At 73.3% G+C, this 26,759-nt stretch carries 22 protein-coding genes, 2 tRNA genes and 1 pseudogene; 21 read left to right on the forward strand and 4 right to left on the reverse strand.

Translation table 11 applies throughout. The features are described 5' to 3' along the window. Positions 1 to 9: 9 nt before the first annotated feature. Both AB0469_RS21570 and AB0469_RS21575 read right to left on the reverse strand, forming a co-directional pair. Positions 10 to 1,158: a glycosyltransferase gene (locus AB0469_RS21570; protein ID WP_366453033.1), complete on the reverse strand. Its 1,149-nt coding sequence runs from the start codon at positions 1,156 to 1,158 to the stop codon at positions 10 to 12. Further along, the gene (locus AB0469_RS21575; protein WP_366453034.1) at positions 1,155 to 4,025 is read right to left on the reverse strand and encodes a bifunctional glycosyltransferase family 2 protein/CDP-glycerol:glycerophosphate glycerophosphotransferase; all 2,871 of its coding nucleotides are present in this window, start codon (positions 4,023 to 4,025) and stop codon (positions 1,155 to 1,157) included. Before AB0469_RS21575 ends, AB0469_RS21570 begins: the two co-directional genes overlap by 4 nt. A gap of 159 nt (positions 4,026 to 4,184) precedes the next feature. Between AB0469_RS21575 and AB0469_RS21580 the strand changes: the two genes are divergently transcribed. The 7 genes from AB0469_RS21580 to AB0469_RS21610 all read left to right on the forward strand — a co-directional run bounded on the left by AB0469_RS21580 (position 4,185) and on the right by AB0469_RS21610 (position 11,078). Then, on the forward strand, positions 4,185 to 5,162 hold the full coding sequence (locus AB0469_RS21580; RefSeq protein WP_366453035.1) for a glycosyltransferase family 2 protein: 978 nt from the start codon (positions 4,185 to 4,187) through the stop codon (positions 5,160 to 5,162). Further along, positions 5,159 to 5,599 carry a GtrA family protein gene (locus tag AB0469_RS21585; RefSeq protein WP_366453036.1) on the forward strand — a complete coding sequence of 147 codons (441 nt, stop codon included), beginning with the start codon at positions 5,159 to 5,161 and terminating at the stop codon, positions 5,597 to 5,599. The genes AB0469_RS21580 and AB0469_RS21585 overlap by 4 nt, the downstream gene beginning before the upstream one ends. 81 nt (positions 5,600 to 5,680) lie before the next feature. Continuing rightward, positions 5,681 to 6,808: a glutamate 5-kinase gene (gene proB, locus AB0469_RS21590; protein WP_366453037.1), complete on the forward strand. Its 1,128-nt coding sequence runs from the start codon at positions 5,681 to 5,683 to the stop codon at positions 6,806 to 6,808. A gap of 84 nt (positions 6,809 to 6,892) precedes the next feature. Then, positions 6,893 to 7,297: a hypothetical protein gene (locus tag AB0469_RS21595; RefSeq protein WP_366453038.1), complete on the forward strand. Its 405-nt coding sequence runs from the start codon at positions 6,893 to 6,895 to the stop codon at positions 7,295 to 7,297. Positions 7,298 to 7,813: 516 nt separating this feature from the next. Beyond that, on the forward strand, positions 7,814 to 9,097 hold the full coding sequence (locus AB0469_RS21600; protein WP_366453039.1) for a glutamate-5-semialdehyde dehydrogenase: 1,284 nt from the start codon (positions 7,814 to 7,816) through the stop codon (positions 9,095 to 9,097). A gap of 77 nt (positions 9,098 to 9,174) precedes the next feature. Beyond that, positions 9,175 to 9,708 (forward strand): hypothetical protein, encoded by a 534-nt coding sequence (locus AB0469_RS21605; protein WP_366453040.1) that lies wholly within the window; start codon positions 9,175 to 9,177, stop codon positions 9,706 to 9,708. Between the two features lie 68 nt (positions 9,709 to 9,776). Then, positions 9,777 to 11,078, forward strand: coding sequence for a hypothetical protein (locus AB0469_RS21610; RefSeq protein ID WP_366453041.1), 1,302 nt, complete (start codon positions 9,777 to 9,779; stop codon positions 11,076 to 11,078). Here AB0469_RS21610 and AB0469_RS21615 read toward each other — a convergent pair. Further along, entirely contained in the window at positions 11,062 to 12,162 is a 1,101-nt protein-coding gene (locus tag AB0469_RS21615) for a M48 family metallopeptidase (protein ID WP_366453042.1), read from the reverse strand. The genes AB0469_RS21610 and AB0469_RS21615 overlap by 17 nt on opposite strands. Positions 12,163 to 12,302: 140 nt before the next feature. On the opposite strand from AB0469_RS21615, the gene AB0469_RS21620 reads away from it, so the two are divergent. From AB0469_RS21620 to AB0469_RS21685, 14 genes and pseudogenes are all read left to right on the forward strand, one after another. Then, positions 12,303 to 12,470, forward strand: coding sequence for a hypothetical protein (locus AB0469_RS21620; protein WP_366453043.1), 168 nt, complete (start codon positions 12,303 to 12,305; stop codon positions 12,468 to 12,470). A gap of 59 nt (positions 12,471 to 12,529) precedes the next feature. After that, on the forward strand, positions 12,530 to 13,147 hold the full coding sequence (gene nadD, locus AB0469_RS21625) for a nicotinate-nucleotide adenylyltransferase (protein WP_079426883.1): 618 nt from the start codon (positions 12,530 to 12,532) through the stop codon (positions 13,145 to 13,147). 26 nt (positions 13,148 to 13,173) lie between these two features. After that, entirely contained in the window at positions 13,174 to 14,832 is a 1,659-nt protein-coding gene (locus tag AB0469_RS21630; RefSeq protein ID WP_366453044.1) for a LytR C-terminal domain-containing protein, read from the forward strand. Between the two features lie 66 nt (positions 14,833 to 14,898). Continuing rightward, the gene (gene rsfS, locus AB0469_RS21635; RefSeq protein ID WP_042815634.1) at positions 14,899 to 15,345 is read left to right on the forward strand and encodes a ribosome silencing factor; all 447 of its coding nucleotides are present in this window, start codon (positions 14,899 to 14,901) and stop codon (positions 15,343 to 15,345) included. Then, positions 15,342 to 16,022: a histidine phosphatase family protein gene (locus AB0469_RS21640; protein ID WP_366453153.1), complete on the forward strand. Its 681-nt coding sequence runs from the start codon at positions 15,342 to 15,344 to the stop codon at positions 16,020 to 16,022. Before rsfS ends, AB0469_RS21640 begins: the two co-directional genes overlap by 4 nt. Positions 16,023 to 16,135: 113 nt before the next feature. Then, a tRNA-Ala gene (locus tag AB0469_RS21645) sits at positions 16,136 to 16,208 on the forward strand. 143 nt (positions 16,209 to 16,351) lie between these two features. Then, positions 16,352 to 16,585, forward strand: coding sequence for a hypothetical protein (locus AB0469_RS21650; RefSeq protein WP_073915042.1), 234 nt, complete (start codon positions 16,352 to 16,354; stop codon positions 16,583 to 16,585). A gap of 146 nt (positions 16,586 to 16,731) precedes the next feature. Beyond that, a tRNA-Ala gene (locus AB0469_RS21655) sits at positions 16,732 to 16,804 on the forward strand. Between the two features lie 261 nt (positions 16,805 to 17,065). Next, positions 17,066 to 19,936 (forward strand): leucine--tRNA ligase, encoded by a 2,871-nt coding sequence (leuS, locus tag AB0469_RS21660; RefSeq protein WP_366453045.1) that lies wholly within the window; start codon positions 17,066 to 17,068, stop codon positions 19,934 to 19,936. Between the two features lie 143 nt (positions 19,937 to 20,079). After that, positions 20,080 to 20,829, forward strand: coding sequence for a hypothetical protein (locus AB0469_RS21665; RefSeq protein ID WP_366453046.1), 750 nt, complete (start codon positions 20,080 to 20,082; stop codon positions 20,827 to 20,829). 120 nt (positions 20,830 to 20,949) lie between these two features. Beyond that, positions 20,950 to 21,795: a DegV family protein gene (locus AB0469_RS21670; protein ID WP_366453047.1), complete on the forward strand. Its 846-nt coding sequence runs from the start codon at positions 20,950 to 20,952 to the stop codon at positions 21,793 to 21,795. A gap of 473 nt (positions 21,796 to 22,268) precedes the next feature. Next, complete coding sequence (locus AB0469_RS21675) at positions 22,269 to 22,967, forward strand: helix-hairpin-helix domain-containing protein (RefSeq protein ID WP_366453048.1); 699 nt, start codon at positions 22,269 to 22,271, stop codon at positions 22,965 to 22,967. 155 nt (positions 22,968 to 23,122) lie between these two features. Beyond that, a pseudogene (locus AB0469_RS21680) lies at positions 23,123 to 25,468 on the forward strand (ComEC/Rec2 family competence protein); the annotation flags it as partial. 136 nt (positions 25,469 to 25,604) lie between these two features. Further along, entirely contained in the window at positions 25,605 to 26,486 is an 882-nt protein-coding gene (locus AB0469_RS21685; protein ID WP_366453049.1) for a YceI family protein, read from the forward strand. 17 nt (positions 26,487 to 26,503) lie between these two features. Here the strand turns inward: AB0469_RS21685 and AB0469_RS21690 are convergent, their stop codons facing one another. Next, positions 26,504 to 26,746 (reverse strand): hypothetical protein, encoded by a 243-nt coding sequence (locus AB0469_RS21690; RefSeq protein ID WP_366453050.1) that lies wholly within the window; start codon positions 26,744 to 26,746, stop codon positions 26,504 to 26,506. Positions 26,747 to 26,759 lie beyond the last annotated feature (13 nt).

Consider the following 26,759-nt stretch of genomic DNA (forward strand, 5'->3'; position numbering starts at 1 on the left):
TGCGGGCGGTCAGCGCTCCAGGAAGGCGAACAGCTCCTCCCACCGGTCGGTGATCTCCGCGCTGGAGTAGCGGCGCACGCTGCGGAAGGCCTCGTCGCCGAGCCGGTCGCGGGTGTCGGCGTCCGACATCAGGGCGTCGAGGTGCCCCGCCAGCTCCATCGTGTTGCCGAGTCGGGCCAGCAGGCCGTCCTCGCCGTGCCGCACGATCTCCCGCACGCCCGGGGCGCAGTCGAACGCGGCCACGGGCAGGCCCGCCGCCATCGCCTCCAGCAGGGTGATCGGGAAGCCCTCGGCCCGGGAGGCCTGGGCGAAGACGGAGGCACCGCTCAGCGCGCCCAGGACGTCGTCGGTGCTGCCCATCCACTCCACGGAGTCGTCCAGCCCGAGCGAGGCGCAGTGCGCCCGCAGGGTCGCCTCCTCGGTGCCCGCCCCGTAGATCCGCAGGGTCCAGTCGGGGTGGCGCGGTGCGGCGTCCGCCCAGGCGTCGAGCAGCAGGTCCACGCCCTTCTCGAAGGCGAGGCGGCCGACGCTCGCGACGACCTTCGCGGTGCGCGGGGCGGGGGAGTCCGGCATGAACGGCAGCGGGTTCGGCATGCTGTCGACGTTCTCCATGCCGGCCCGGATCCACAGGTCGGCGTCCTCCGGCGTGAGGACGAGCAGCCGGTCGACCTCCGGGTACCAGCGGCGGACCCGGTCGCCGCGGGTGGACTTCTGGCTGGCCTCGAAGGACTCGTGGCTCATGCCGATGACGGAGAGCCCCTTGGTGTCGGCGAGGGCCACCCACTCCATCGCCCAGACCTGGGTGACGATCACGACGGCGCCCGGGCCGGCCGCCCGGAACATCTCGCTCAGCTGCTCGGCCCTGGCCCGCATGCCGGCCCGCCGCGCCGCCTGGCGGCGCCGCTCGGGGGCGTTGAGGCGGCCCTTGATGCCGTGCAGCCGGCGGGCCTTCGGCGGGTGGGTCTCGTACAGCGTGGTCGTCTCGTACGGGAGGCCGGCGGGCAGCTTCTGCCGGATCTCCTCGGCGACGGGGGCGATGCCGACGATGTGCACGCGGTGGCCGCGGTCGGTGAAGAGCCGGGCCATCTGGTGGGACCAGGTGGTCACACCGCCGAGCTCGTCCACGCTGTTGGAGACGATGAAGATGTCCCGGCTCACTTGGCGCTCCTGGTGAAGAACTTCTCGACGATCTGGCGGGCGGCGTCCCCGCGGTCGTACTCGCCGAACTCGGCGAGGAACCGCTGGCGGGCCTCGGCGTACTTGGCGTCGGCCTCGTCGAAGGCGGCGACGGCCTGCATCAGCTCGTCCGCCGTGGCCACCACCGGGCCGGGGGCCTTGTCCTTCAGGTCGAAGTAGGTGCCGCGGATGTCCGTCCGGTACTTCTCGTAGTCGTACGCGAAGAAGATCATCGGCCGGTCCAGCACCGCGTAGTCGAACATCACGGACGAGTAGTCGGTGATCAGCCCGTCCGCGAGCGCCAGCAGCGGGGTGATGTCGTGGTGCCGGGAGACGTCGATCACCCGGCCCGCGACCGACGGCGGCAGGGAGACGCTGTTGAGGTAGTGCGTGCGCACCAGCAGCGTGCAGCGGTCGCCGAGGCGGTCCGCGAACTCCTCCACGTCGAAGGGGAACTCGAAGCCCTCCACCGCGCCGTCCGCGGTGGCCCGGAAGGTCGGCGCGTACAGCAGGACCCGCTTGCCGGGGTCGAGGCCCAGCTCGGCGGCGAGCGGCCCGCGCACCCGCTCCCCGCTGTCCGCCTCGGCGCGGTGCGCCTCGACGAGGGCGTCGTTGCGCGGGTAGCCGGTGCGCAGCAGCACCTCGTCACGGAGCCGGAAGCCCTTGGCGAGGGTGCGGACGTCGTGCTCGGAGCGGACCAGGAAGTGGTCGAAGCGGTTGACGGCCGCCTGGAAGCGGTCCTGCGCGGGCTTGCCCTGGGCCTTGGTGCGGGGCTCGTGGAAGCCCATCCGCTTGAGGGCGGAGCCGTGCCAGGTCTGGATGTACGTGGTCCCCGGGCGCTTGGACAGCGCCAGCGGGAAGCCCTGGTTGTCGACCCAGTACTCGGCCTGCGCCAGCGCCCGCAGGTACTGCCAGCTCCAGCGCTTGACCAGCGTGGCCTCCTTGGGGAAGCCGGTGGGCTTGGCGCCCGCGTACGACCAGATCGCCTCGAAGGGGGCGTTCTGGCGGACCAGCTCCTCGTAGATGGCCTTCGGGCTGTCGCTGTACTGCTTGCCCATGTGGCTCTCGAAGACGACCGTGCCCTTCTTGACCGGCAGCTTCGAGAAGACCTCGTGGTAGACCTTGACCTTCTGCTCGCCCGAGCCGATGTTGCGGCGCGCCTTCAGGGCCCGGCGCAGGCTGCGCTTGACCACTCCGGCGGTCCTGCCGTGCATCGCGCTGCTGATCAGCGACTGGGTGCGGACGGCGGCGGGGCCCTCGGCGGTCAGGACGTAGGAGAGGTTGCCCTTCTTGGTCATCTCCGGCTCGAAGCGGTCGGAGACCAGCCGGGTCAGGCGCGGGCGCACCCGCAGGCGGGCCGCGGAGTCCAGGTCCACGCCGCCGACCGAGACGCGGGTGGTCATCCGGTTCCCGCCGGCGGTCAGCTTCAGGCGTACGTCCCAGACGGCGTCGATGATGCCGAGGGGGCGGACGGTGCCGCCGACGTCGGCGGTGGTGCTCCACTCGATCGTGTCGCCCGCGTGGCGGACGGTTGCCACGGGGAAGCTGAAGGAGCGCACGCCGATCTGGCGCCGGGCCCGGAACTCCAGGGAGGCCGACAGCGGGGCGTCCTCCGCGATCCGGCCCAGCGGGTTGACCACGGCGCCGGAGAGGGTGACGGTGCCGCGTCCGTCGTCCTCGTACGAGGTCAGCCGGTTGCCCAGGGCCAGGGAGGACAGCGGCGCGGTGTGGAAGCCCTGGTCGGTGACGTCCAGTATCCGCCGGCCCTCGGCGTCGTCGAGGTGTCCGGCGCACCAGTAGACGCGCCCGTCGCGCTCGGCCAGCGGGGAGGAGAGGCGTCCCTTGTTGGTCATCGCGTCGGCGGCCGCGAGGAGGTTCTTCCAGTCCTCCTTGCCCAGCAGGTAGGCGCAGATGGCCTGGAGGTGCGTGACGTGCTCGTACGCGTCCGGGTCGATGCCGGCCAGGTAGCCGTTGGCGAGCCGGGCGAACTCCTGGCGGTACGCGTCGCTCAGCAGCGGCAGGTCCCGCAGGTGCAGCACCAGGTCGTGCTTGAGGAACTTGGCGTCCTTGGCGGACTTGATGGCGGTGTGGCCCTTGGCGGCCAGCAGCTCGTCGACCCGGCGGTGGATCTCCATCCGGTGGACGAAGTTCGCGATCTCGTGGCGCCGGTTGCTGATCGACTTGGCGGCGGCCTTCTCGACCACGTTCCAGTAGTAGACGTGGTTGGGGATCAGCGTGATGCGGCGGGCCGCGACGTAGGCCTGGGCCGAGAACAGCAGGTCCTCGTAGTGGATGCCGACCGGGAACTCCAGGCCCTGCTCCAGCAGGAACGAGCGCCGGTAGCACTTGTTCGTGGAGAGGGTGTCGTAGACCAGCAGGTCCGGGTACTCGGTGATCGACTCCAGCGTGCGGGTGCGCGCGTAGATCCACGGGTACCACTCGGTGGTCTTGCCCCAGCGGTTGTCGAGGTGCACGCGCACGCACATGCCCGAGACCAGGTCGGAGCCGGTGCGCTCGGCGGCGGCCAGCATGTTGCGGCAGGCGTTGCGCTCCAGGACGTCGTCGCTGTCCAGGAACATGACGTAGGTGCCGGTGGCCTGCTGGATGCCGTGGTTGCGGGGCGCGCCGCAGCCGCCGCTGTTCTCGGGCAGCCGGAAGGCGCGGACCCGTCCCGGGTTCGCCGCTTCGAGCTCCCGGGCGATCTCGTAGGACCGGTCCTTGCTGCAGTCGTCCACGATCACGACTTCGACCCCGCTGAGGGTCTGGTCCAAAACCGACCGGACGGCTGTCGGCAGACGCTCTGCGTCGTTGTAGACGATGACGACCACGGAGACGTCAGGCACGTGCACCTCGATCCCTTCGTTCCATTCCGCTTATCCCGTCAAAGCTACCGTGTGCCGCACACGACTCGGGCAGGGCGACCTCCGCCGTGCATACTTCTAAGGAAGAGGTGAGTCGCGGGTCCGGTCGCCGACAATCACCCGTTCGGACCCCAGCAGGAAGTGCCCATGACCAAGCTGTCGGTAGTTGTCCCCTGTTACAACGAAGAAGCCGTCATCGACCGCTTCGACGAGGAGATCCGCAAGGTTCTGGACGCCCTGCCCGTCGAGTACGAGGTCTGCTACGTCGACGACGGCAGCCGCGACGGCACCCTCGGCAAACTCCGGAAGATCGCCGCCGAGCACGGCGACCGTACCCGCTACGTCTCCTTCAGCCGCAACTTCGGCAAGGAGGCGGGCATGCTCGCCGGCCTGCGCGAGGCCACCGGCGACGCCGTGGTGATCATGGACGCGGACCTCCAGCACCCGCCGGAGCTCATCGCCACCATGCTGGAGCACTACCGCCAGGGCCACGACCAGGTCATCGCCCGGCGCACCCGCGAAGGCGACAAGAAGCTCCGCTCGGCCCTCAGCCGCCTCTACTACCGCGGGGTCAACCGCTGGGTCGACGTCGAGCTCACCGACGGGGTCGGCGACTTCCGGCTGCTGTCCCGGCCCGCCGTGGACGCCCTGCTCGCGCTCCCCGAGTACAACCGCTTCTCCAAGGGCCTCTTCTCCTGGATCGGCTTCGACACCGTCCACTTCGACTACCAGAACGCCCAGCGCGAGGCGGGCGAGACCAAGTGGAAGTTCGCCTCCCTGCTGAACTACGGCATGGACGGGCTGATCTCCTTCAACAACCGCCCGCTGCGCATCGGCATCTGGCTCGGCGTGTCGCTCGTCGCGCTGACCGGCCTGTACGCGCTGTGGATCACTGTGATGGCGATCACCAACGGCATCGACGCCCCCGGTTACGTGACGATCATCGCGATGATCGCCGGCATCGGCGGAATGCAGATGATCATGCTGGGTCTGATCGGCGAGTACATCGGCCGCATCTACTACGAGACCAAGCGCCGCCCGCACTTCCTGGTCAAGGAGGCCCACGGCGCCGCCCCGGCCTCCGCGGCGTCGGAGCCGGTCGTCGCGGAGCGCGGCGGCCGATGAGCGCCCCCGCCCGCCGCGACCAGCTCGGCCAGGTCTTCCGCTTCGCCCTGGTGGGCGGGGTCAACACCGGCACGTTCTTCGGCATCTACCTGCTGCTGCACCCGTGGATGCCGTATTTCGCCGCCTACACCCTCGCCTTCCTGCTGTCGATGGTCGGCTCGTTCTTCATGAACACCTACTTCACCTACCGCACCCGCCCCACCTGGAAGAAGTTCCTGCTCTTCCCGCTGACGAACGTCACCAACTACGTGATCCAGTCCGTCGGCCTCTACGCCCTGGTGAGCTGGGCGGGCATGGACACCCGGATCGCCCCGCTGGTCGCCGCCGTCGTGGCCATCCCGTTCACCTTCCTGCTCTCCCGCAAGATCCTCGTCCCGGGCGCCGCCGCGGCAGCCGAACCGGAGCGCGCCGGGGCGGGCTCCGCGTCCAGGGGCTGAAACCGGCGGGCGGGGTCGGCGGGCGACCCCGTAGATTGACCCGTTGGTTGGTCGGTTTCGTGCGTGTGCGAGGGGAAAGACGTGTCAGCGGCTAGGCAGGGTGTCGTGGACGCCCGCAGGATCGTGGTCAAGGTCGGCTCCTCCTCCCTCACCACCGCGGCGGGCGGGCTCGACGCCGACCGCGTGGACGCGCTGGTCGACGTGCTGGCCAAGGCCCGCAGCGGCGGCGAGAAGGAGATCGTCCTGGTCTCCTCGGGAGCCATCGCCGCCGGGCTCTCCCCGCTCGGCCTGGCCCGCCGCCCCAAGGACCTGGCCCGCCAGCAGGCGGCCGCCAGCGTCGGACAGGGCCTGCTCGTCGCCCGCTACACCGCCTCCTTCGCCCGCTACGGGGTCCGCGTGGGCCAGGTGCTGCTCACCACCGACGACACCAGCCGGCGCGCGCACTACCGCAACGCGTTCAACACCCTGGACCAGCTCCTGGCCATGGGCGCGATGCCCGTCGTCAACGAGAACGACACCGTCGCCACCGACGAGATCCGCTTCGGCGACAACGACCGGCTGGCCGCCCTGGTGGCCCACCTGGTCCGCGCCGACCTCCTCGTCCTCCTCTCCGACGTCGACGGCCTCTACGACGGCGACCCCTCGCTGCCCGGCACCAGCCGCATCGAGGAGGTGCGCGGGCCCGAGGACATCGCCCACGTCTCCATCGGCAGCGCCGGCAAGGCGGGCGTCGGCACCGGCGGCATGGTCACCAAGGTCGAGGCCGCCCGGATCGCGGCCGCGGCGGGCGTCCCCGTCGTCCTCACCTCCGCCAGCCGGGCGGCCGACGCCCTGGCCGGCCGCGAGACCGGCACCCTCTTCCACCCCACCGGCCGCCGCTCGGCCGACCGGCTCCTGTGGCTCCAGCACGCCTCGACCCCGCAGGGGCACCTCGTCCTGGACGACGGCGCCGTCCGCGCCGTCACCCAGCGCGGCAGCTCCCTGCTCCCCGCGGGGATCGCCGCCGTCGAGGGCGACTTCGTGGCCGGAGACCCCGTCGAGCTGCGCTCCGCCGAGGGGGTCGCGGTCGCCCGCGGCCTGGTCAACTTCGACGCCAAGGAACTCCCGCAGCTCCTCGGACGCTCCACCCGCGAGCTTGCGCGGGAGCTCGGACCCGCGTACGAGCGGGAGGTCGTGCACCGGGACGATCTGGTCCTGCTGCAGGGCTGAGGTTCGGGAAAACCACCGCGCGGCGGGCCGGGGACTGGTCAACTGTGAGGGGCGGACAGGCGTAGCGCAGACAGGAGGCGGCTGGTGAGACGAGCGCTGACCAGCGTCGGTACCGGGGACGGCGCCGGCGGTGAGGAACCGGGCCCGGTGTCCCGCCTCTGGCACGTGACGCTGAGCGTCTCGGGCAAGCAGACGCCGCTGCCGGAGGTGCGGCGCGGGCTGGAACAGCTCGCGCACGACCACCCCTTCCTGCTGACCAGCCGGTACGCCGACGACCACGCGGAGATCCGGTACTGGGAGGAGGCGCGCGACCTCCACGACGCGGCGGCCGTCGCCCTGCGGCTGTGGGGCGAGCACCGGTCGACGGCGCAGCTGCCGCCGTGGGAGATCGTCGGGCTGGAGGTCATCGACCGCACGACGTACCACCAGCGCGTGGCGGAGGGCTACGGCCCGCCCCCGGCCCACCCGGTGGGCGTGCACCCCTATTGATCGCACCGCACACCTTCCCCACGAGCCGCTCGCGCGGCTCGGCGCCGGGGCGCCTCCCCGGCTTCGCCCCGCCGCGGCGGACCCCGTCCGCCGGTGGCGGGGCGGGCCCGCCGGGCCCCTCCCGGGGTCCGTTCGCCGTCTGCGGGCCATTGCCGCCGGCCGGGGCCTGGAGGTCGTCCGCGGGTGGTGGGCCGCTGCGCGGGGCGAGGTCCCCTACCCGCCCTTCCACCGTTCCCCGGGCGCTGCCCGGACCCGCGCCTCAAACGCCGGCGGGGCGGTAAATGGCCCCGCCGGCGTTTGAGACGCGGGTCCGGGGCGAAGCCCCGGGGTCCTTCAGCCCCGCCGGCGTCCGAGGTGGAAACGGTGAAAGGGCGGGGCGGGGAGACGGCTCCGCGCAGCGGCGACCGCGGCGGGCGGCCCGGCCGGGACGCGCGGCTCCGCCCCGGCGTCCAGGGCCCGTCTCGCGGGGTGAAACCCCCGCCGGGCCCCGGGGCTCCGGGGATTACCCTGGGCCGCATGACCTCGCTCGACGACGCCACCGCGACCTCCCCCGTCCTCGCCACCGCGGCAGCCGCCCGCACCGCCGCCGCGGCCATCGCCCCACTCCCGCGGTCCGCCAAGGACACGGCCCTCCTGGCCATCGCGGACGCGCTGACGGCCCGTACCGACGAGATCGTCGCGGCCAACGCCCAGGACATCGACAAGGCCCGCGCCGCCGGCACCAGCGAGACCGTGGTCGACCGGCTCACCCTCACCCCGGAGCGGGTCGCCGCCATCGCCTCCGACGTGCGCGACGTCGCGGCCCTCCCCGACCCCGTCGGCGAGGTCGTCCGCGGCTCCACCCTCCCCAACGGCATCGACCTGCGCCAGATCCGCGTCCCCCTCGGCGTCGTCGGCATCATCTACGAGGCCCGCCCCAACGTCACCGTCGACGCCGCCGCGCTCTGCCTGAAGTCCGGCAACGCCGTCCTGCTGCGCGGCAGTTCCTCCGCCTACGCCTCCAACACCGCCCTCGTCGGCATCCTGCGCGACGCCATCGAGGGCGCCGGCCTGCCCGCCGACGCGATCCAGCTCGTCCCCGGCGAGTCCCGCGACTCCGTCCGCGAGCTGATGCGCGCCCGCGGCCTCGTCGACGTGCTCATCCCGCGCGGCGGCGCCTCCCTCATCAAGACGGTCGTCGAGGAGTCCACCGTCCCGGTCATCGAGACCGGTACCGGCAACTGCCACGTCTACGTCGACGCGCAGGCCGACCTCGACATGGCCGTGGACATCCTCGTCAACTCCAAGGCGCAGCGGCCCTCCGTCTGCAACGCCGCCGAGACCCTCCTCGTCCACCGCGACATCGCCGAGGCGTTCCTGCCCCGCGCCCTGGACGCCCTCGCCGACGCCGGCGTGACCGTCCACGGCGACGAGCGGGTGCTGGCCGCCGCCGAGGGCGGCAAGGTCACCGCCCTGCCCGCCACCGACGAGGACTGGGCCGCCGAGTACCTGTCGTACGACATCGCCGCCGCCGTCGTGGACTCCCTCGACGACGCCGTCGCCCACATCCGCCGCTGGACCTCCGGCCACACCGAGGCGATCGTCACCACCTCGCAGGCCGCCGCGCGCCGCTTCACCCAGCTGGTCGACTCGACCACCGTCGCCGTGAACGCGTCCACCCGGTTCACCGACGGTGGCCAGTTCGGGTTCGGCGCCGAGATCGGCATCTCCACCCAGAAGCTGCACGCCCGCGGCCCGATGGGCCTGCCCGAGCTCACCTCCACCAAGTACATCGTCACCGGCGACGGTCACATCCGGTAACCGGGCCCTCGACCCGGTGTGGCCGGATTCCGGCTTTCACCCTGCCCAAAGCGGCCCCCCAGGTCTACGCTGTTCCCGTGCCGGACGACGTGGGGGGCAAGCCGTACCCGGACGACGGGGAGCCCGACGACGACCGCGGAGGCGCGGATCAGGACTTCGCCTCCGTGGTGTTCGACGAGGACTTCGTCCGGAACGCCGAGATCCATGAACCGAGCGCGGCCGAACGCCAGCGCGCCGCCGACCGGGCCCGCGCCGAGGCGGAGGCCGCCCGTGTCGCCGGAGGCTGGGCGGGCGAGGACGACTACGGCCACGCGGACGGGTACGCCCTGGACGACCCCGCCTGGGAGGGCGGCCACTACGGCTACCCCGAAGGCCCGTACGGGGCCTACGGCGGCAGTCTGCGGCCCTACCGCGGCCGGGCCGGCTGGCTGAGGCCGGTCGCCTGGGTGCTCGCCGTCGTCATGGGGCTCGGGATGGTCGCGCTGGCCTTCAGCGCCGTCTACCGCAGCGCCGCGGGCGAAGCGGACCCCGCACCCGCGCCCGCCAGTACCCCGCTCGGGGAAGTCGCCGGCGTCGGCGCGTTTACGTACCCCGTCGGCCGCCAACCCTGAAGGTACGACCCCGCTCGCCCGTTCCGGAGCTGGGGGCTTCTCTGAAGCGGGGACAGCGGGGAGAAGCGATGGCCGTACCAGGAGATCCGCCCAACGGCACCCCCGAGGAAACCGGCGGGGGCGACGACGAACTGCGCCCGGACGAGTACCGGTCGGTGGTGTTCGACGAGGACTTCGTCCGTGCTGCCCGGCTCCAGGAGTTCTCCGCGCAGGAGCGCATGGGCGAGCACGCCCGGGCCGTCCGCAGCCGCTCCATCTGGTCGGGCGGCGGCTCCCCGGGCCGCGGCACCGGCACCCCGGGCCGGGGCGCCCGCCAGGGCATGCTGCTCGTCCTGCTCATCGCGACGGCCTTCGCGGTCGCCGTCTACCTGGGCCTGCGCAACCCCTACGTGGCCCCGGTCGGCGGCGGGGCCGAGCCGCTCGGCAGCACCGTCGTGCCCCTGACGCCGTCGGCCGCCGTACCCGGCGGGAAACCGGCCGACCTCTACGCCCGGAGCCCCGCGGCCGACTACCGGACCGGGGCGGCCGGGATCACCCTGCCGGCCGTACGCCGCACCCACCACTTCACCGAGAGCCAGGTCCTCGCCGCGCTGTCGATCGCCAAGGACTACCTCGTGCAGTCCTCCCTGGACCCCGACGTGCTCTCCGGCACCGCCACCCGGCCCGTACGGGTGCTCCTGGACCCCGACCAGCTGGCCCAGTTCGACGAGAGCATGACCACCCCCTCGGGGGACGGCCGGCACGCCGCCACGGGCTGGCTGGTCCGCTTCGACCCGCAGACCGCCGCGCTGGCCGACTCCCGCGTCCGGGTCAGCGGCACCCTCGCCTTCGAGGAGATCGGTCCGGAGGTGCTGGTGGTCACCACCGACCACACCTTCGTGTACGCCGTACGGGGCGCGTCCGGGCCGCCGAGCGGGCCCGACGGCGCCTCGCTCTTCACCGTCCGTCGCGAGCTGAGGCTGCGCTTCGACCACGAGGACCTCACCGCCCGGCGGGCGGAGGTGGCCTCCTCCTACGCGATGGCCGGGCCCCAGGACTGCGCCGCCGACCCGGCAGGGGGCTTCCGCCCGATGCTGGCCGGAGCCGGTCCCACGACGGTGGGCCCGCCGGTGAGCGACCCGTACGCCGCCGGCCACCCCCGGCGCACGGCCGGGCTGTGCGGGGTCATGGACCCGGCGGCGGCCGCGACGCCCCAGCCCCCGTCCGCCGAGCCCCCGTCCGCCCAGCCCTCGTCCGCCCAGCCCCAGTCCGCCGAGCCCCAGTCCGCCGAGCCCCCGCAGTCCGCGGAGCCGGGCCGGCCGGACGGCGGGCCGGCGCCCGTGGCCGGGGCCAGGGTTTCGCCCCCGGCCTCCGTCAGCCCGGTCCGCTAGCGCCCTTGTCCCCGCCGCCCGCCGGGGCCGAGGGCCCGCCGCCGGACCCGGACCCGGACCCGGACCCGCCGGTGAACCGGTCGCGCAGCTTCCCGCCCAGGTCGCCCGCACCGCCCGCTATGTCGCCGACCAGCTTCATCAGCGGATCCCGGCTCGCGCGCACCGAGTCCGCGTAGTGCGAGGCGGACTGGCGGAAGGAGTCGGTCACCGAGGTGTCCTTGTCCTCGTCCCGCCTCGGATAGTGCCCGTCCATGATCCGCTGGAAGTCCCGGCTCAGCGACCACTTGCGCAGCTCGGCCGCGCGCACCGCGGTCAGGGGGTGCGTGCGCGGCAGCACGTTGAGGATCTTCAGGACCGAGTCGCGCAGGTCGCCGCTCGACTCGTACTCCTCGGCCTGGGCCAGGAAGGCGTCGACGTTCATCTCGTGCAGGTTGTCGCCGCCCGCGATCTTCATCAGCCCCCGCATCGAGGCGTTCACGTCCTGGCCCGCCAGCAGCCCGGCCCGGTCCGCCGACAGCTCGGACTTGCGGAACCACTCCCGCAGCGCAGTGACGATCGCCGAGATCGCCATGTTGCCGAGCGGGATCCACGACACCTTCAGCGCCAGGCTCGTCAGGAACAGCAGCACCGTGCGGTACACGGCGTGCCCCGACAGCGCGTGGCCCACCTCGTGGCCCACGACCGCCCGCATCTCCTCCTCGTCCAGCAGCTCCACCAGCCCGGTCGTCACCACGATGATCGGCTCGTCCAGCCCGATGCACATGGCGTTCGGCCGCGGGTCCTGCTGCACGTACATCTGGGGGACCTTCTCCAGGTCCAGGATGAAGCAGGCGTCGCGCAGCATCCCGTACAGATGGGGGAACTGGGTCTCGCCCACGCGCACCGAGTCCGACAGGAACAGCAGCCGCAGGCTCCGCTCGGGGAGCAGCCCGCTGAGGGCCTTGAAGACCGTGTCGAAGCCGCTCAGCTTGCGCAGGGCGACCAGCGCCGAACGGTCCGCCGGATGCTCGTAGGCCCGGGAGGAGATCCCCGGGAACCTCCTGCGGTTGCGGGCGGGTGTCTTCTCGAATCCGGTGTCCGTCATGGCGCCTCCCCCTGGATCGGCCTGTGCTGCACTGCGTCCATCCTCTCCAACGCCTGAGTCGGCGTGAGGGTGCCCCGGGGCCCCGCATACGATGTGAGGGAAGTCTCCGCCCGCTCCCCGACTCGATAGGTACCTGCCTGATGAGCCTCTCCACCACCGCCCACAACCTCGTCGTCCTCGCTTCGGAGGGCGCCGAGCAGCACGGCGGCAACCACGAGAGCCTGAGCCCCTACCTGACCGGTGGCGGCGCGCTCTTCATCCTGCTGCTGATGCTCTGGGTGACCACGCGCCTGAACCGCGACCGCTGAACCACTCGTTCGGACCGGGCCTCCGCGCACGTGCCACCGGGCCAGTAGGCTCTGCGCTCATGGGAGAGCAGGAAGTGCCTACGGGCCCGGTCAAGCGCCGGCTCGGCGTGATGGGCGGGACGTTCGACCCGATCCACCACGGACACCTGGTGGCCGCCAGCGAGGTGGCCGCCCTTTTCCACCTCGACGAGGTGGTGTTCGTCCCCACGGGCGAACCGTGGCAGAAGTCCCAGCGGGCCGTGTCGCCCGCCGAGGACCGCTACCTGATGACCGTCATCGCGACGGCCTCGAACCCGCAGTTCTCGGTGAGTCGCATCGACATCGACCGCGGCGGACCGACGTACACGATCGACACCCTGCGGGACCTCAGCGCCCTCAACGAGGACGCCGACCTCTTCTTCATCACCGGCGCCGACGCCCTCGCGCAGATCCTGACCTGGCGCAACGCCGACGAGCTGTTCTCCCTCGCCCACTTCATCGGCGTGACCCGGCCCGGCCACGTCCTGACGGACGACGGCCTGCCCGAGGGCGGCGTCTCGCTCGTCGAGGTGCCCGCGCTGGCGATCTCCTCCACGGACTGCCGCGCACGCGTCGCCGAGGGCGATCCCGTCTGGTACCTGGTCCCGGACGGCGTGGTCCGCTACATCGACAAGCGTGAGCTGTACCGGGGAGCCTGAGCTTCCGGAACGACGAGAGGCCCGCGGTGAACGACCCACAGGATCCGTACGACCCGTACGCCGCCCAGCAGCAGCTCATCGGCTACGACCCGTACGGCCGGCCGCTGTACGGCCAGGTGCCCGCGCAGCAGCCCCTCCAGTCCGCCCCGCCGCCGTACGGGCAGCAGTACGAGCCCCCGTACGGGCAGCCGTACGCACAAGAGCCCCAAGCACAGCAGTACGACCACGGGCAGCAGCCGCACGGGTACGCCCAGGCCCCCTCCCACGGGTACGACGCCCAGCAGCCGCAGCAGTGGATCCCGCAGCAGGCCGCCGCCCCGCAGGCCCCCGCCCCGCCGGCCGCCCCCGCCCCCGTCCCCGAGCCGCGCCGCGCGGACGCGGCCGACCCGGCCGGTGCGGCTCCCGCCGGTGCGGACCCGGCCCCGGGCTACCGCACCGAACAGTTCGCCTTCCTCGACCAGCAGGACGAGGACTCCGAGGACGTCATCGACTGGCTCGCCTTCACGGAGAGCCGCACCGAGCGCCGCGAGGAGGCCCGCCGCCGCGGCCGCAACCGGGTCGTCGCGCTGGGCGTCGTCCTGGCCCTCCTCGCCGTCGGCGGGCTCGGCTGGCTCTGGTACTCGGGCGCGCTGCCCTTCCTCGACGGACCCGGCCGGAAGAAGGGCCCCGCGGCCGCCGCGGCCGCCCAGAAGCGGGACATGATCGTCGTCCACCTGCACAACACCAAGCGGGGCGGCAGTTCCACCGCCCTCCTCGTGGACAACGTCACCACCCGGCAGGGCGCCACCGTCCTGCTGCCCAACGCCCTCGCCGTCACCAAGGAGGACGGCACGGCCACCACCCTCGGCAAGTCCGTCGAGGGCGGCAGCATCGGCACCCGCGAAGCCCTCGACACCGTCCTCGGGACCCGCATCGGCGGCACCTGGCGCCTGGACACCCCCTTCCTGGAGCGGCTCGTCGAGCTGGTCGGCGGCATCGAGGTCGACACCGACACCGCCGTGCCCGCCGACGACCAGGCCAAGACCCCGGCCGTCGGGCAGGGCCCCAAGCAGAGCCTGACCGGCGCCATGGCCGTCGCCTACGCCACCTACCGGGCGCAGGGCGAGCCGGAGGCCAGGCAGCTGGAGCGCACCGGCCGGGTCCTGTACGCCGTCCTGCGCAAGATCCCCTCCGACCCGAAGGCGGCCGCCACGACGGTCGAGAGCATGGGCCAGATCCTGGACCCGGGCCTGGACGCGCAGAACCTCGGCGGCCTCCTGTCGCGGATCGGCGAGCACGCCAAGGTGGCCGCCTACCGCACCGAGATGCTCTCGGTGAAGCCCGACGGCGGCCTCACCGACGACGCCTCCAAGAAGGTGGTCAAGGACCTCCTCGGCGGCACCGTCACGGCGGCCCAGCCGGGCGCGGCCCCGCGCGTGGGCCTCAAGGACGCCACCGGCGACGAGAAGGCGCAGGTCGCGGCGAAGGCGGCTCTGCTCAACGGCGGCTACTCCTTCGTGGACGGCGGCAAGGCCGACCGGGCCGCCGCGACCACGCAGGTCACGTACCAGGACGAGGGCCAGCGGGGCCGGGCGGTCGAGGTCGCCAAGACGCTGGGGCTGCCGGAGACGGTCGTGAAGAAGGCCGAGAGCGTGGTGAACGCGGACGTCGTCGTGACCCTGGGCAAGGACTACAAGCCGTCCTGACCGGGTGGTGCCGGCAGTACATGAGACCCTTGTAGGGATCTGCCCGCCAACCCGAAAGCATGGCCAGTGACCGCCACGGACCGCTCCATCGAGCTCATCACCGCCGCCGCCCAGGCCGCGGCCGACCGGCTCGCGCACGACATCATCGCGTACGACGTCAGCGACGTGCTGTCGATCACCGACGCCTTCCTGCTCGCCTCCGCGCCCAACGACCGCCAGGTCAAGTCGATCGTGGACGAGATCGAGGAGCGGCTCCTCAAGGAGCTCGGCGCCAAGCCGGTGCGCCGCGAGGGCGACCGCGACGCCCGCTGGATCCTGCTCGACTACGTCGACATCGTGGTCCACGTCCAGCACAGCGAGGAGCGCGTCTTCTACGCGCTGGAGCGCCTGTGGAAGGACTGCCCCGAGATCGAGCTGCCCGAGGACGCCAAGCTCACCATCGGCAAGGCCGAGGAGCACGCCAAGCTGCGCGAGGCGCAGGGCGACGACGACCTGGACGGTGATCTGTTCTGAGCGCGGCCACCAGCACGGGAGGGCGCGTCGGCGGCTCCGCCCGCACCGGCAGGAAGATCGTCCTCTGGCGGCACGGCCAGACCTCCTGGAACCTGGAACGCCGCTTCCAGGGCTCCACGGACATCGAGCTGACCGAGACGGGGCTGGCGCAGGCGCGCCGCGCCGCCCGGCTGCTCGCCTCGCTGAAGCCGGACGCCATCGTGGCCTCCGACCTGAAGCGCGCCGCGGCCACGGCCGCCGAGCTGGCCGCCGTCACGCACCTGCCCGTGGCGCACACCGAGGCGCTGCGCGAGACGTACGCCGGTGAGTGGCAGGGCCTGACGCACGAGGAGATCGTCGAGAAGTACGGCGAGCAGTACGCGGCGTGGAAGCGCGGCGAACCGGTCCGCCGCGGCGGGGGCGAGCTGGAGACCGAGGTCGCCGACCGGGCCGCCCCGGTGGTGCTGAGCCACGCCGACCGGCTGCCCGAGGGCGGCACGCTCGTCGTCGTCAGCCACGGCGGCACCATCCGCACGACCATCGGCCGCCTGCTGCGGCTGGAGGCGCGTGACTGGGAGAGCCTCGGCGGGCTCTCCAACTGCTGCTGGTCCGTCCTCGGTGAGGGCGCGCGCGGCTGGCGGCTGCTGGAGCACAACGCCGGCACCCTGCCGGAACCGGTGCTCGGCGACGACGACTGAGCCCCTCCGCGGGGCCGCTCCGACCCGGATTTCACTTTCCGGCTGGTCACAGGCTAGAGTTCTTCTTGTTCGCAGCGAAGAACACCGGAAACGGGGGGAACGCCGCGGAGAGCGGGGCTATAGCTCAGTTGGTAGAGCGCCTGCATGGCATGCAGGAGGTCAGGAGTTCAATTCTCCTTAGCTCCACAATCAGGATCCCGTCCCCAACAGGGGGCGGGATCCTTGCGTTTGTTCCCTCTGTGCTTGCTGCCCCCGCCGGGACCGGCGTGGCAGAATCGGACGGCCGGAGGGGGACACGACGGTCCGACGCGGGAGGGAGTCGCTGACGGATGGGTGCACACCGGCGGCGGTGCGACTGGTGCAACAACGGCACGCCGATCGTTCGGGACATGGAGCCGGTCAACTCCGACTATCAGTACTGGTGCGAGGAATGCGCGCGGGCGCTGATCATAAAAGGCGACCCCATCGAGACGTACCGGGAGCTGGAGGGCGAGCCGATCTACGGCCGGCTCCTCGACGAGCACTGCACGCTCAAGCGCTTCTACCAGTTCGCCCGGGCATGACCGGGTCAACGGTGGGCGAATCGGACATAACAGGGCCCCGGGAAACCGATTTTTGGTCTGGGGCCAGGACCGTGTAATGTTCTCGATGTCGCCAGGGGGAACCGGCGAGGGAAACCGAGAAGGGGCCCGGCGGCAGAGAGAAACAAGGGGCTATAGCTCAGTTGGTAGAGCGCCTGCATGGCATGCAGGAGGTCAGGAGTTCAATTCTCCTTAGCTCCACACTGTGGAAGAGGGTCACCCGGTCAGGGTGGCCCTCTTCTCGTCGTGGCCGTGTTCGCTGTGCGGAACGATCGAGCGGCCGTCGGGGCCCCTGCGGTACCCTGACGCCATGCGTGCCGTACGCCTTCTGCTTACCGAGCCGCGCTGAGCAGCACCGACCCCGAGAAGGTCGGCATCGGCGCGGCGTCCCCTCCTGTGCGAGGGGTTTTTTCGTTTGGGCAGGCAGAGACGGCAGAGACGATCGATGGAGCTTCAGGAATCATGAGCGAGACGAACACCCCGGCCCCCGAGGCGGCCGAGGGGCACCGTTACACGGCTGCCATGGCCGCCGACATCGAGGCACGCTGGCAGGACGTATGGGACGCGGAGGGCACCTACGAGGCGCCCAACCCCAGCGGTGACCTGGCCGGCGACCCGGCGGTCGTCGCCCGGCCCAAGAAGTTCATCATGGACATGTTCCCGTACCCCTCCGGTGCGGGCCTGCACGTCGGCCACCCGCTCGGGTACATCGCCACCGACGTCTTCGCCCGCCACCAGCGCATGTCCGGCCACAACGTCCTGCACACCCTGGGCTTCGACGCCTTCGGCCTGCCGGCCGAGCAGTACGCCGTGCAGACCGGCACGCACCCGCGCGTGTCGACCGAGGCGAACATCGAGAACATGAAGGCCCAGCTGCGCCGCCTGGGCCTGGGCCACGACAAGCGCCGCTCGTTCGCGACGATCGACCCCGAGTACTACAAGTGGACCCAGTGGATCTTCCTGCAGATCTACAACTCCTACTACGACGCGGACGCGAACAAGGCGCGGCCGATCGCCGAGCTGGTCGCCGCCTTCGAGAACGGCACCCGTGAGGTCCCCGGCGGCCGTGCCTGGGCCGAGCTGACCGCCACCGAGCGCGCCGACGTCCTGAACCGGTACCGCCTGGCCTACTCCTCGGACGCGCCCGTCAACTGGTGCCCCGGGCTGGGCACCGTGCTGGCCAACGAGGAGGTCACCGCCGACGGCCGCTCCGAGCGCGGCAACTTCCCGGTCTTCAAGTCCCGCCTGAGCCAGTGGAACATGCGCATCACCGCGTACGCCGACCGGCTGCTGGACGACCTGGACGCGCTGGACTGGCCCGAGGCCATCAAGCTCCAGCAGCGCAACTGGATCGGCCGCAGCGAGGGCGCGCGCGTCGACTTCGCCCTGGGCGACCGGGCCATCACCGTCTTCACCACCCGCCCGGACACCCTCTTCGGCGCCACCTACATGGTGCTGGCGCCCGAGCACCCGCTGGTCGAGGAGTTCGTCCCGGCCGCCTGGCCCGAGGGCACCCACGACGCGTGGACCGGCGGGCACGCCACCCCGGCCGAGGCCGTCGCCGCGTACCGCAAGCAGGCCGCCTCCAAGTCGGACGTCGAGCGGCAGGCGGACGCCAAGGAGAAGACCGGCGTCTTCACCGGCGCGTACGCCGTCAACCCGGTCAGCGGCGAGAACGTGCCCGTCTTCATCGCCGACTACGTGCTGATGGGCTACGGCACGGGCGCGATCATGGCCGTCCCGGCCCACGACGCCCGCGACTTCGAGTTCGCCCGCGCCTTCGAGCTGCCCATGCGCTGCGTGGTCGAGCCCACGGACGGCCGGGGCACCGACCCGGCCGAGTGGGAGGACGCCTTCGGCTCCTACGACGCGAAGCTGGTCAACTCGGCCGGCGAGGGCGTCTCCCTGGACGGCCTGGGCGTGGTCGAGGCCAAGGCCGCGATCACCGACTGGCTCTCCGAGCGGGGCCTCGGCAAGGGCACCGTCAACTTCCGCCTGCGCGACTGGCTCTTCAGCCGCCAGCGCTACTGGGGCGAGCCCTTCCCGATCGTCTACGACGAGGACGGCGTCGCCCACTCGCTGCCCGAGTCGATGCTGCCGCTGGAGCTGCCCGAGGTCGAGGACTACTCGCCGCGCACCTTCGAGCCCGACGACGCGGACTCCCAGCCGGAGACCCCGCTGTCGCGCAAGGCCGACTGGGTCAACGTCGAGCTGGACCTGGGCGACGGCCGCGGCGTGCGGTCGTACCGCCGCGAGACCAACACCATGCCGAACTGGGCCGGCTCCTGCTGGTACGAGCTGCGCTACCTGGACCCGAACAACGCGGACGCGCTGGTCGACCCGGAGATCGAGCAGTACTGGATGGGGCCGCGCGAGAGCGCCCCGCACGGCGGCGTCGACCTGTACGTGGGCGGCGCCGAGCACGCGGTGCTGCACCTGCTGTACGCGCGCTTCTGGTCCAAGGTCCTGTTCGACCTGGGCCACGTCTCGTCGGTCGAGCCGTTCCACAAGCTCTTCAACCAGGGCATGATCCAGGCCTACGTCTACCGTGACGAGCGCGGCTTCCCGGTCACGGCCACCGAGGTCGAGGAGCGCGACGGCAGGTTCTTCTTCGAGGGCGAGCCGGTCAAGCGCGAGCTGGGCAAGATGGGCAAGTCCCTGAAGAACGCCGTCACCCCGGACGAGATCTGCGAGGAGTACGGCGCGGACACGCTCCGCCTGTACGAGATGGCGATGGGCCCCCTGGACGTCTCGCGTCCGTGGGACACCCGCGCCGTGGTCGGCCAGTACCGGCTGCTCCAGCGCCTGTGGCGCAACGTGGTGGACGAGGAGACGGGCGCGGTGACGGTCGTCGACGCCGAGCCCGCCGAGGACACGCTGCGCGCCCTGCACAAGGCCATCGACGGGGCCGGCTCGGACATGGCGGGCCTGCGGTTCAACACCGCCATCGCCAAGATCACCGAGCTGAACAACACCCTGACGAAGGCGGGCCGCCCGCTGGAGCGGTCCGTGGCCGAGCGGCTGGTGCTGCTGATCGCCCCGCTGGCGCCGCACATCGCCGAGGAGCTGTGGCACCGCCTGGGCCACACCGACTCGGTGGTCCACCAGGACTTCCCGGTGGCGGACCCCGCGTACGTCGTCGACGAGACGGTCACCTGCGTCGTCCAGGTCAAGGGCAAGGTCAAGGCCCGCCTGGAGGTGCCGCCGGCCATCTCGGAGGCCGACCTGGAGCAGCTGGCGGTCACCGACGCGGCCGTGGTGGCCGCGCTGGGCGGCGCCGAGATCCGCAAGGTGATCGTCCGCGCGCCCAAGCTGGTGAACATCGTCATCTGAGCACCGGCCGCTCCGGGGGCCGGCTGAGCGCCGGCCTCTCGGGGTGATCCCGTACGGGCAGGTTGGGGGTTCGAACAGGACCCCCGACCTGCCCGTGGCGTTTACGGTGGAGGGGACGGGAAAAGGCCGGGGAAGGGAACCTCATGGAGGTAGGCGCGTTGGTCATCATCTTTGCCCTGGTGGTGCTGTTCGCCTTCCTGGGGCTGGGCGCCTGGGCCACGGTCAAGGCGGTCGGCGCCGCGAAGCGCGGCGTGGACCGGACGATCACGCAGGCCCGCCGGACGGTCGAGGACACCACCCTCAAGGCCAAGAGCCTCGGCCAGGTCGGGGTCACGGCCGGGCTGGCCCAGCTGCGGCTGGACCTGCGGACCTCGATGCGGGCCACGCAGGCGGCCCTCTACCAGGGCGTCCAGGCGGACGACTCGCTGAAGGAGTCGATCGCCCTCTTCGAGCGGCTGAGCCGGCACGGGCACGAGCTGGACGACGAGCTCAAGCGGCTGGAGCAGGAGCCCGACCGCAAGCGGATCGCGCAGCGGCTGCCCGAGCTGCGGGAGCGCACCGCCAAGATCACCGAGTCCGCCGATTCGCTGCGGTGGGCGGCGCGCGACCGGGCCCGCCAGTTCGCCGACGAGGACCTGGCCACGCTGTCGGCGCAGATCGAGGTGGAGTCGAGCGCGCTGCGCGACTGGTCCCGGGAGTCGGTCGACGACCTGGCCGCCGCCGCGGCGGCGTGGGACGCCGGGCAGGGCCAGGGGCCGACTGCCGGTGGTGCCGGTGGTGGTGCGGCCGACGCGCCGGCGCAGGGGCGGCAGCAGCGGCCCGCGCTGGACGCCTCCGGGCCTGCGGTGGGCTACCCCTGGCAGAAGGCCCCCAGGCCGGAGGCCACTTCCTGAGCGGCGCTCCCGGCGCGGGGCCGTGACCGGGGAGGCCCGGACCGGGCGAACCCGAGAGGCGGGAGTGACGGATGTGGGCCGGGCTGCCGGATCACCTCCTCGGGCGGTAACCTCCGGCTCATGTCCCGCCATGTCGCGATCGTCACCGATTCCACGGCCTATCTGCCCCCTCCGGCGATGGCGCGGCACGGGATCACCGCCGTCCCCCTGACCGTCGTCCTGGGGGACGAGGCCCTCGAGGAGGGCACCGAGATCTCGGCCCGCAGCCTGGCCGCGGCCCTGCAGAAGCGCCGCCCGGTCACCACCTCGCGCCCGGGCCCCGAACAGTTCGTACGGGCCTACCGGGAGGCGGCTGACGCCGGGGCGACCGGCATCGTGAGCCTGCACCTGTCCGCCGAGTTCTCCGGCACCTACGACGCCGCGGTGGTCGCGGCGAAGACCGCTCCGGTCCCGGTCCGGGTCGTGGACACCGGCATGGTCGCGATGGCCCTCGGGTTCTGCGCCCTCGCCGCCGCGGAGACGGCCGGGGCGGGCGGCTCCGTGGACGAGGCCGTGGCCGCCGCCGAGAAGCGGGCCGCGGAGATGTCGGCGTACTTCTACGTGGACACCCTCGACTACCTCCGGCGCGGCGGCAGGATCGGGGCGGCGCAGGCCCTCCTCGGGTCGGCGCTCGCGGTCAAGCCGCTGCTCACGCTGGACGGCGGGCGGATCGAGATGCTGGAGAAGGTCCGGACGGCCTCCCGGGCCATCGCACGGCTGGAGGAGCTCGCCGTCGAGCGTGCCGGGGCGCGCAGCGTCGACGTGGCCGTCCACCACCTGGCGGCCCCGGAGCGGGCCGAGAAGCTCGCGGAGCGGCTGCGGGAGCGGATTCCCGGGCTGGTCGAGCTACACGTGAGCGAGGTCGGCGCGGTGATCGGCGCGCACACCGGGCCGGGGCTGCTGGCGGCGGTCGTCTCGCCGCGCTGACGCCTTCGCGGCGTGTTCCCTCGTTCGCGGGGGGTTCCTCGCCGGGGCGGTCACCGGAACGAGTGGCGGGGTTTTCCACAACGGGGTGGTTGTGCACCGGAATCGAAGGGTCCGAGCGGGGGGCCGGGGAGCGGCCCTAGCGTCGGGGCATGACTCTTCGAACGCGTGCCCAGCGCCCCTCGGGACGCTCCGGATCCTACGACCGCCTACGGCCGCCTGCCGCTCCGCGTGAGCGGCGCGGTGCCCGGTCCCCTTCCCGGCCCCGCCCCGACCCCGTCGCCGTGCGGCGCAGGGCCGAGGTGCTGCTGGCGGGGGCTCCTCCGCCGCCGGGGCTGGTTCCGGCGGCGGTTCCCGAGCGGGGCCGGTCCGGGCCCCCGGTGCCCGCGCCCGCGGCCGGGCCCGCTGTGGAGCGGGGTGCCGGGGCGGGGCCGGCCGGTGGCGTGCCGGGGGCTCCGCCGCCGGAGCCCGGGCCGGTGGCGGTGCCGGTGGCGGTGCCCGGGGCGGGGCGGTGGCCGGCGGTGCGGGAGCGGCTGCCGGTGTGGGTCCAGGCCCGGTGCGGGGTGGAGCCCCGGGCGGTGGCCGCCGTGGGAGTGGTCCTGGCCGTGGCGGTGGGGTTCGCCGTCCAGCAGTACGCGGCGGCCCGGCCGCAGCCGGTGACGGCTCCCGCGGTGCTCGCCCCGGCGCCGCCCGCGACCCCGTCGCCGGTGCCGGGAGCGGGGCCCGGCGGGCCGGGCGGCCGCATCGTGGTGGACGTCGGCGGCAAGGTCCGCGATCCGGGTGTGCGGCGGCTGCCCGGGGGCTCGCGGGTGGAGGACGCCCTGGCCGCGGCCGGGGGAGTACGCCCGGGGGCGGACACCACCGGGCTCAACCGGGCCCGGCTCCTGGTGGACGGCGAACAGGTGCTGGTGGGCGTCACCGCACCGCCCCCACCGCCCGCGCCGCCCGGCGGCGCGGGGCCGCTGGGCGGCGGACCGGGCCCCGGCCCGCTGAGCCTCGGCAGCGCGACCGTCGAGCAGTTGGACGGGCTGCCGGGGGTCGGCCCGGTACTGGCCCGGCACATCGTGGAGTTCCGCTCCGCCAGGGGCGGGTTCCGGACCGTGGAGGACCTCCGGCAGGTCGACGGCATCGGCGAGCGCAGGTTCGCCGAGCTGCGGAAGCTGGTGCGGCTGTGAGCGCGGCCGGGGCGCCGGGGGCCGGTCCGGGGCCGGGCGGTCGCGTGGGTGCCGGACCGGGGGGAGCTGTGGAGCCCGGAGGGGCCCGGGCTCCGGACCTCGGCGGGCCGGAGCCGGGCGGGCCGGGAGGGGCCGGGAGCGGCCGGGGCGGGCCGGTGGACCTGCGGCTGGTGGGGCCCGCCGCGGCCGCGTGGGCGGCGGCCGCCGCGGGGCTCGGGGTTCCGGGCCGGTGGTGCGCCGTGGGGGCCGGGGCCGCGGTGGTCGCGGCGGGGGTGCTGCTGGTGGCGGGGTGCCGCGGCTCGCGTCCGGTGTGGCAGGTCGGTACGGCCGCGGCCGCCGCCCTGCTGTGCGCGGCCGCCGGGGCCGGAGTGGCCGGACTGGAGCGGGCCGAGGCACGGGCGGGGCCCGTGGCCCGGCTGGCCGGGGAGCACGCCCGGGTGCGCGCCGAGCTCACCGTGGGCTCCGATCCCCGGGCCGCCCGGAGCGGGAGCGGGCCGCCCGTGGTGGTGCTCGACGCGGTGGTGACCGGGGTGACCGGGCCCGACGGCGCCCGCACCCGGGTGCGGACCCCGGTACGGGTGCTGGCCGGGCATCCGGAGTGGGCCCGGCTGCAGCCCTCGACCCGGGTCGCGGTGGCGGCCCGGCTGGCCCCGGTGCGGGAGGGCGAGCGGGCCGTGGCGCTGCTCCGGCCCGCCGGGGACGTCCCGCCCCGGGTGACGGGCGGGCCGGACCCCGCGCAGCGGATCGCAGGGGTGCTCCGGGCCGGGCTGCGCAGGGCCTCCGAGGGGCTCCCCGGGGACGCCGGGGCCCTGCTGCCGGCGCTGGTGGTGGGGGACACATCCGGGGTCCCGCCCGACCTGCACGACGCGTTCGAAGCCACCGACCTGCTGCACCTGCTGGCCGTCTCCGGCTCCAACCTGACCGTGGTGCTGTACCTGCTCATCGGGCCGCCGGGACGGGCGCAGTACGCGGAGCGGAGCGGGCTGGCGCCCCGGCTGGGGCTGTCGCTGCGGTTCACCGCCCTGTGCGGGGCGGCCCTGACGCTGGGGTTCGTCGTGGTGTGCCGGCCCGACCCGAGCGTGCTGCGGGCGGCCGCCTGCGGGGCCGTGACGCTGCTGGCCCTGGCCACGGGACGGCGCAGGTCCCTGCTCCCGGCGCTGGCCGCGGCGGTGCTGCTGCTGGTGCTGTACGACCCCTGGCTGGCCCGCGCGTACGGGTTCCTGCTCTCGGTGCTGGCCACCGGGGCGCTGCTCACGCTCGGGCCGCGCTGGGCGGCCGTACTGCGGGGGCGGGGGGTGGCGCCGCGGCTCGCCGAGGCCCTGGCGGCCGCCGCCGCGGCGCAGGCCGTGTGCGCCCCGGTGGTGGTCGTGCTGTCGGCCCGGGTGAGCCTGGTCGCCGTGCCGTGCAACCTGCTGGCGGAGCTGGCCGCCGGGCCGGCCACGGTGCTCGGCTTCGCCACGCTCGCCGCCGCCCCGCTGAGCATGCCCGTCGCGGAACTGCTCGCCCGGTGCGCGGGGGTGCCCGCCGGGTGGATCGCCGCCGTCGCGCGGGCCGGGGCGCGGCTTCCCGGGGCGGAGCTGCCGTGGCCGGGCGGGCCGGGAGGGGGCGTGCTGCTGGCGGCGGTGACGGCCGCCCTCGTGTGGCTGGGGGTCCGGTTCGGGCGGGGGCGGGCGGTCCGTGCGGCCGTGGTGGCGGTGCTGCTGGTCGCGGTGGTGCGGCCGCCGCAGCTGACCCGTGTGCTCACCGGCTGGCCGCCGCCGGACTGGAGCTACGTCCAGTGCGCCGTGGGCCAGGGGGACGCCGCGGTGCTCGCCGCGGGGCCGGAGGAGGCCGTCGTGGTGGACGCCGGGCCCGAGCCGGGTCCGGTGGACGCCTGTCTGCGCGCCCTCGGTGTGAAGCGCGTCCCGTTGCTGCTGCTGACGCACTTCCACGCCGACCACGTGGGCGGGCTCTCCGGGGTGCTGCGGGGCCGCTCCGTGGGTGTGATCCAGACCACCGCGCTCGCGGATCCGCCCGCCCGGGCGGCCCTGGTGCGGCGGGTGGCGGCGAGGGCCGGGGTGCCCGTGGTGCGGGCCGTGGCGGGGGAGCGGAGGAGGGTGGGGCGGCTGGAGTGGCAGGTGTTGTGGCCGTCGGCGTCCGCGCCGCCGCCGCAGGGGCCCAACGACGCCAGTGTGGCGCTGCTGGCGCGCACGGGAGGGCTGACGCTCCTGTTGCTGGGGGACCTCGAACCGCCGGCCCAGCAGGCCCTGCTGAGGGAGCATCCGGAACTGGGCCCGGTGGACGTGCTCAAGGTCGCCCACCACGGTTCGGCGCACCAGGACCCCGGCCTCACCGATCGGATCCGGCCACGGCTCGCCCTGGTCCCGGTCGGCGCGGGCAACCGCTACGGGCATCCGGCGCGGGGCACCCTCGCGCGGCTCAGGGCCCTTGGGGCGACGGTGTTGCGCACCGATGAGGACGGTTCCGTGGCCGTCTGCGGAGGTGGTGCGGGGATGCGCGCCTTTCCGGCCGGGCGGCGTCCGAAAAGGCGCGGTCATACCGGGCGCGACCGCTCTGTTTGCCCACAACCCGACAGCATGATCGAATGCCTCTTCGCCAGAACCGACCAAGTACACACAGCACGGGGGTGCATCAGCCATGTTCGGTCGCCGACGGGGGACGGATTCGGCCGGGAGCGGCAGTTCGCAGACGTCCGCCACACTGACACTGCCGCCCACGGCACGCCTGTTGAGCTGCCGGGTCCTCGACACGGTCCACCAGCCCATCCGCCAGGCCAAGTTCGAAGTCACCGATCCGATCGGCCGACGGGTCGTCAGCGGGGAGACGGACCCGTACGGGGGGTTCACCGCGGCCATGCCGGAGGGGGAGTACCGGCTCTCGGTCAGCGCCGAGGGCTACGCCCCGTTCCACGGCGCGACCCTCGTGGGGGACCCGGCCCAGCCCGGCACCGCGGAGATCATCCTGGACTCGGTGGAGCCGCCGGTGCTCCCGCAGCCCGGCCACTGGGAGCTGGACCCGAGCCACTCCTCGATCGGGTTCACGGCGAAGCACATCGGCTTCGCCCGGATCCACGGCCGGTTCACCACCTTCGCCGGCGCGGTGCGGATCGCGGAGCGCATGGAGGACTCCTCCATGCACGTCATCATCGACGCGGCGAGCATCGACACCGGGCTGCGCATGCGCGACGACCACCTGCGCTCGGCGGACTTCCTGGACGCGGCCCGCTACCCGACGGTGGAGTTCTACAGCGAGCGGTTCATCCACCGCGGCGGCAGCCGCTGGGCGGTCGCCGGCGCCCTGACCCTCCACGGGGTGAGCCGATCCGTCACCCTCGACACCCAGTACCTGGGCGTCGGCACGGGCCTGGAGGGCGAGCCGCGCGCCGCCTGCCGGGCCACGGCCGAGCTGCACCGCGAGGACTTCACCCTCAACTGGCAGTCGGTGCTGGCGCAGGGGATCGCGGCGATCGGCTCGAGCGTGGAAGTGGCGCTGGACGTCCAGATCGTCCACAAGGCCTGAGGGCGGCGCCGCCCGGCTCAGGGGGCTTCCAGCCAGCCCTCGTACGCGGCGGCGAGCTCGTCCAGTACGGCGGTGTCGAGCCGCTCCTGCGGGTCCTCGACGACCACCAGCCACTGGGCGTCCTCGGCGTCGTCCTCGCCGGCCAGGGCGTCGCGCACCAACTGGGGCTCCTCGGGGAGGCCGAAGCGGTCGACGGCCTCCTGGGCCACCTCCTCGGCGGCGTCGCGGTCGGGCAGGACCAGTACATGTCGCAGGTTCACCGGACCATTCTCG

Origin of the sequence: Streptomyces sp. NPDC093801 (assembly GCF_040701585.1) — a bacterium.
Lineage (GTDB): Bacteria > Actinomycetota > Actinomycetes > Streptomycetales > Streptomycetaceae > Streptomyces.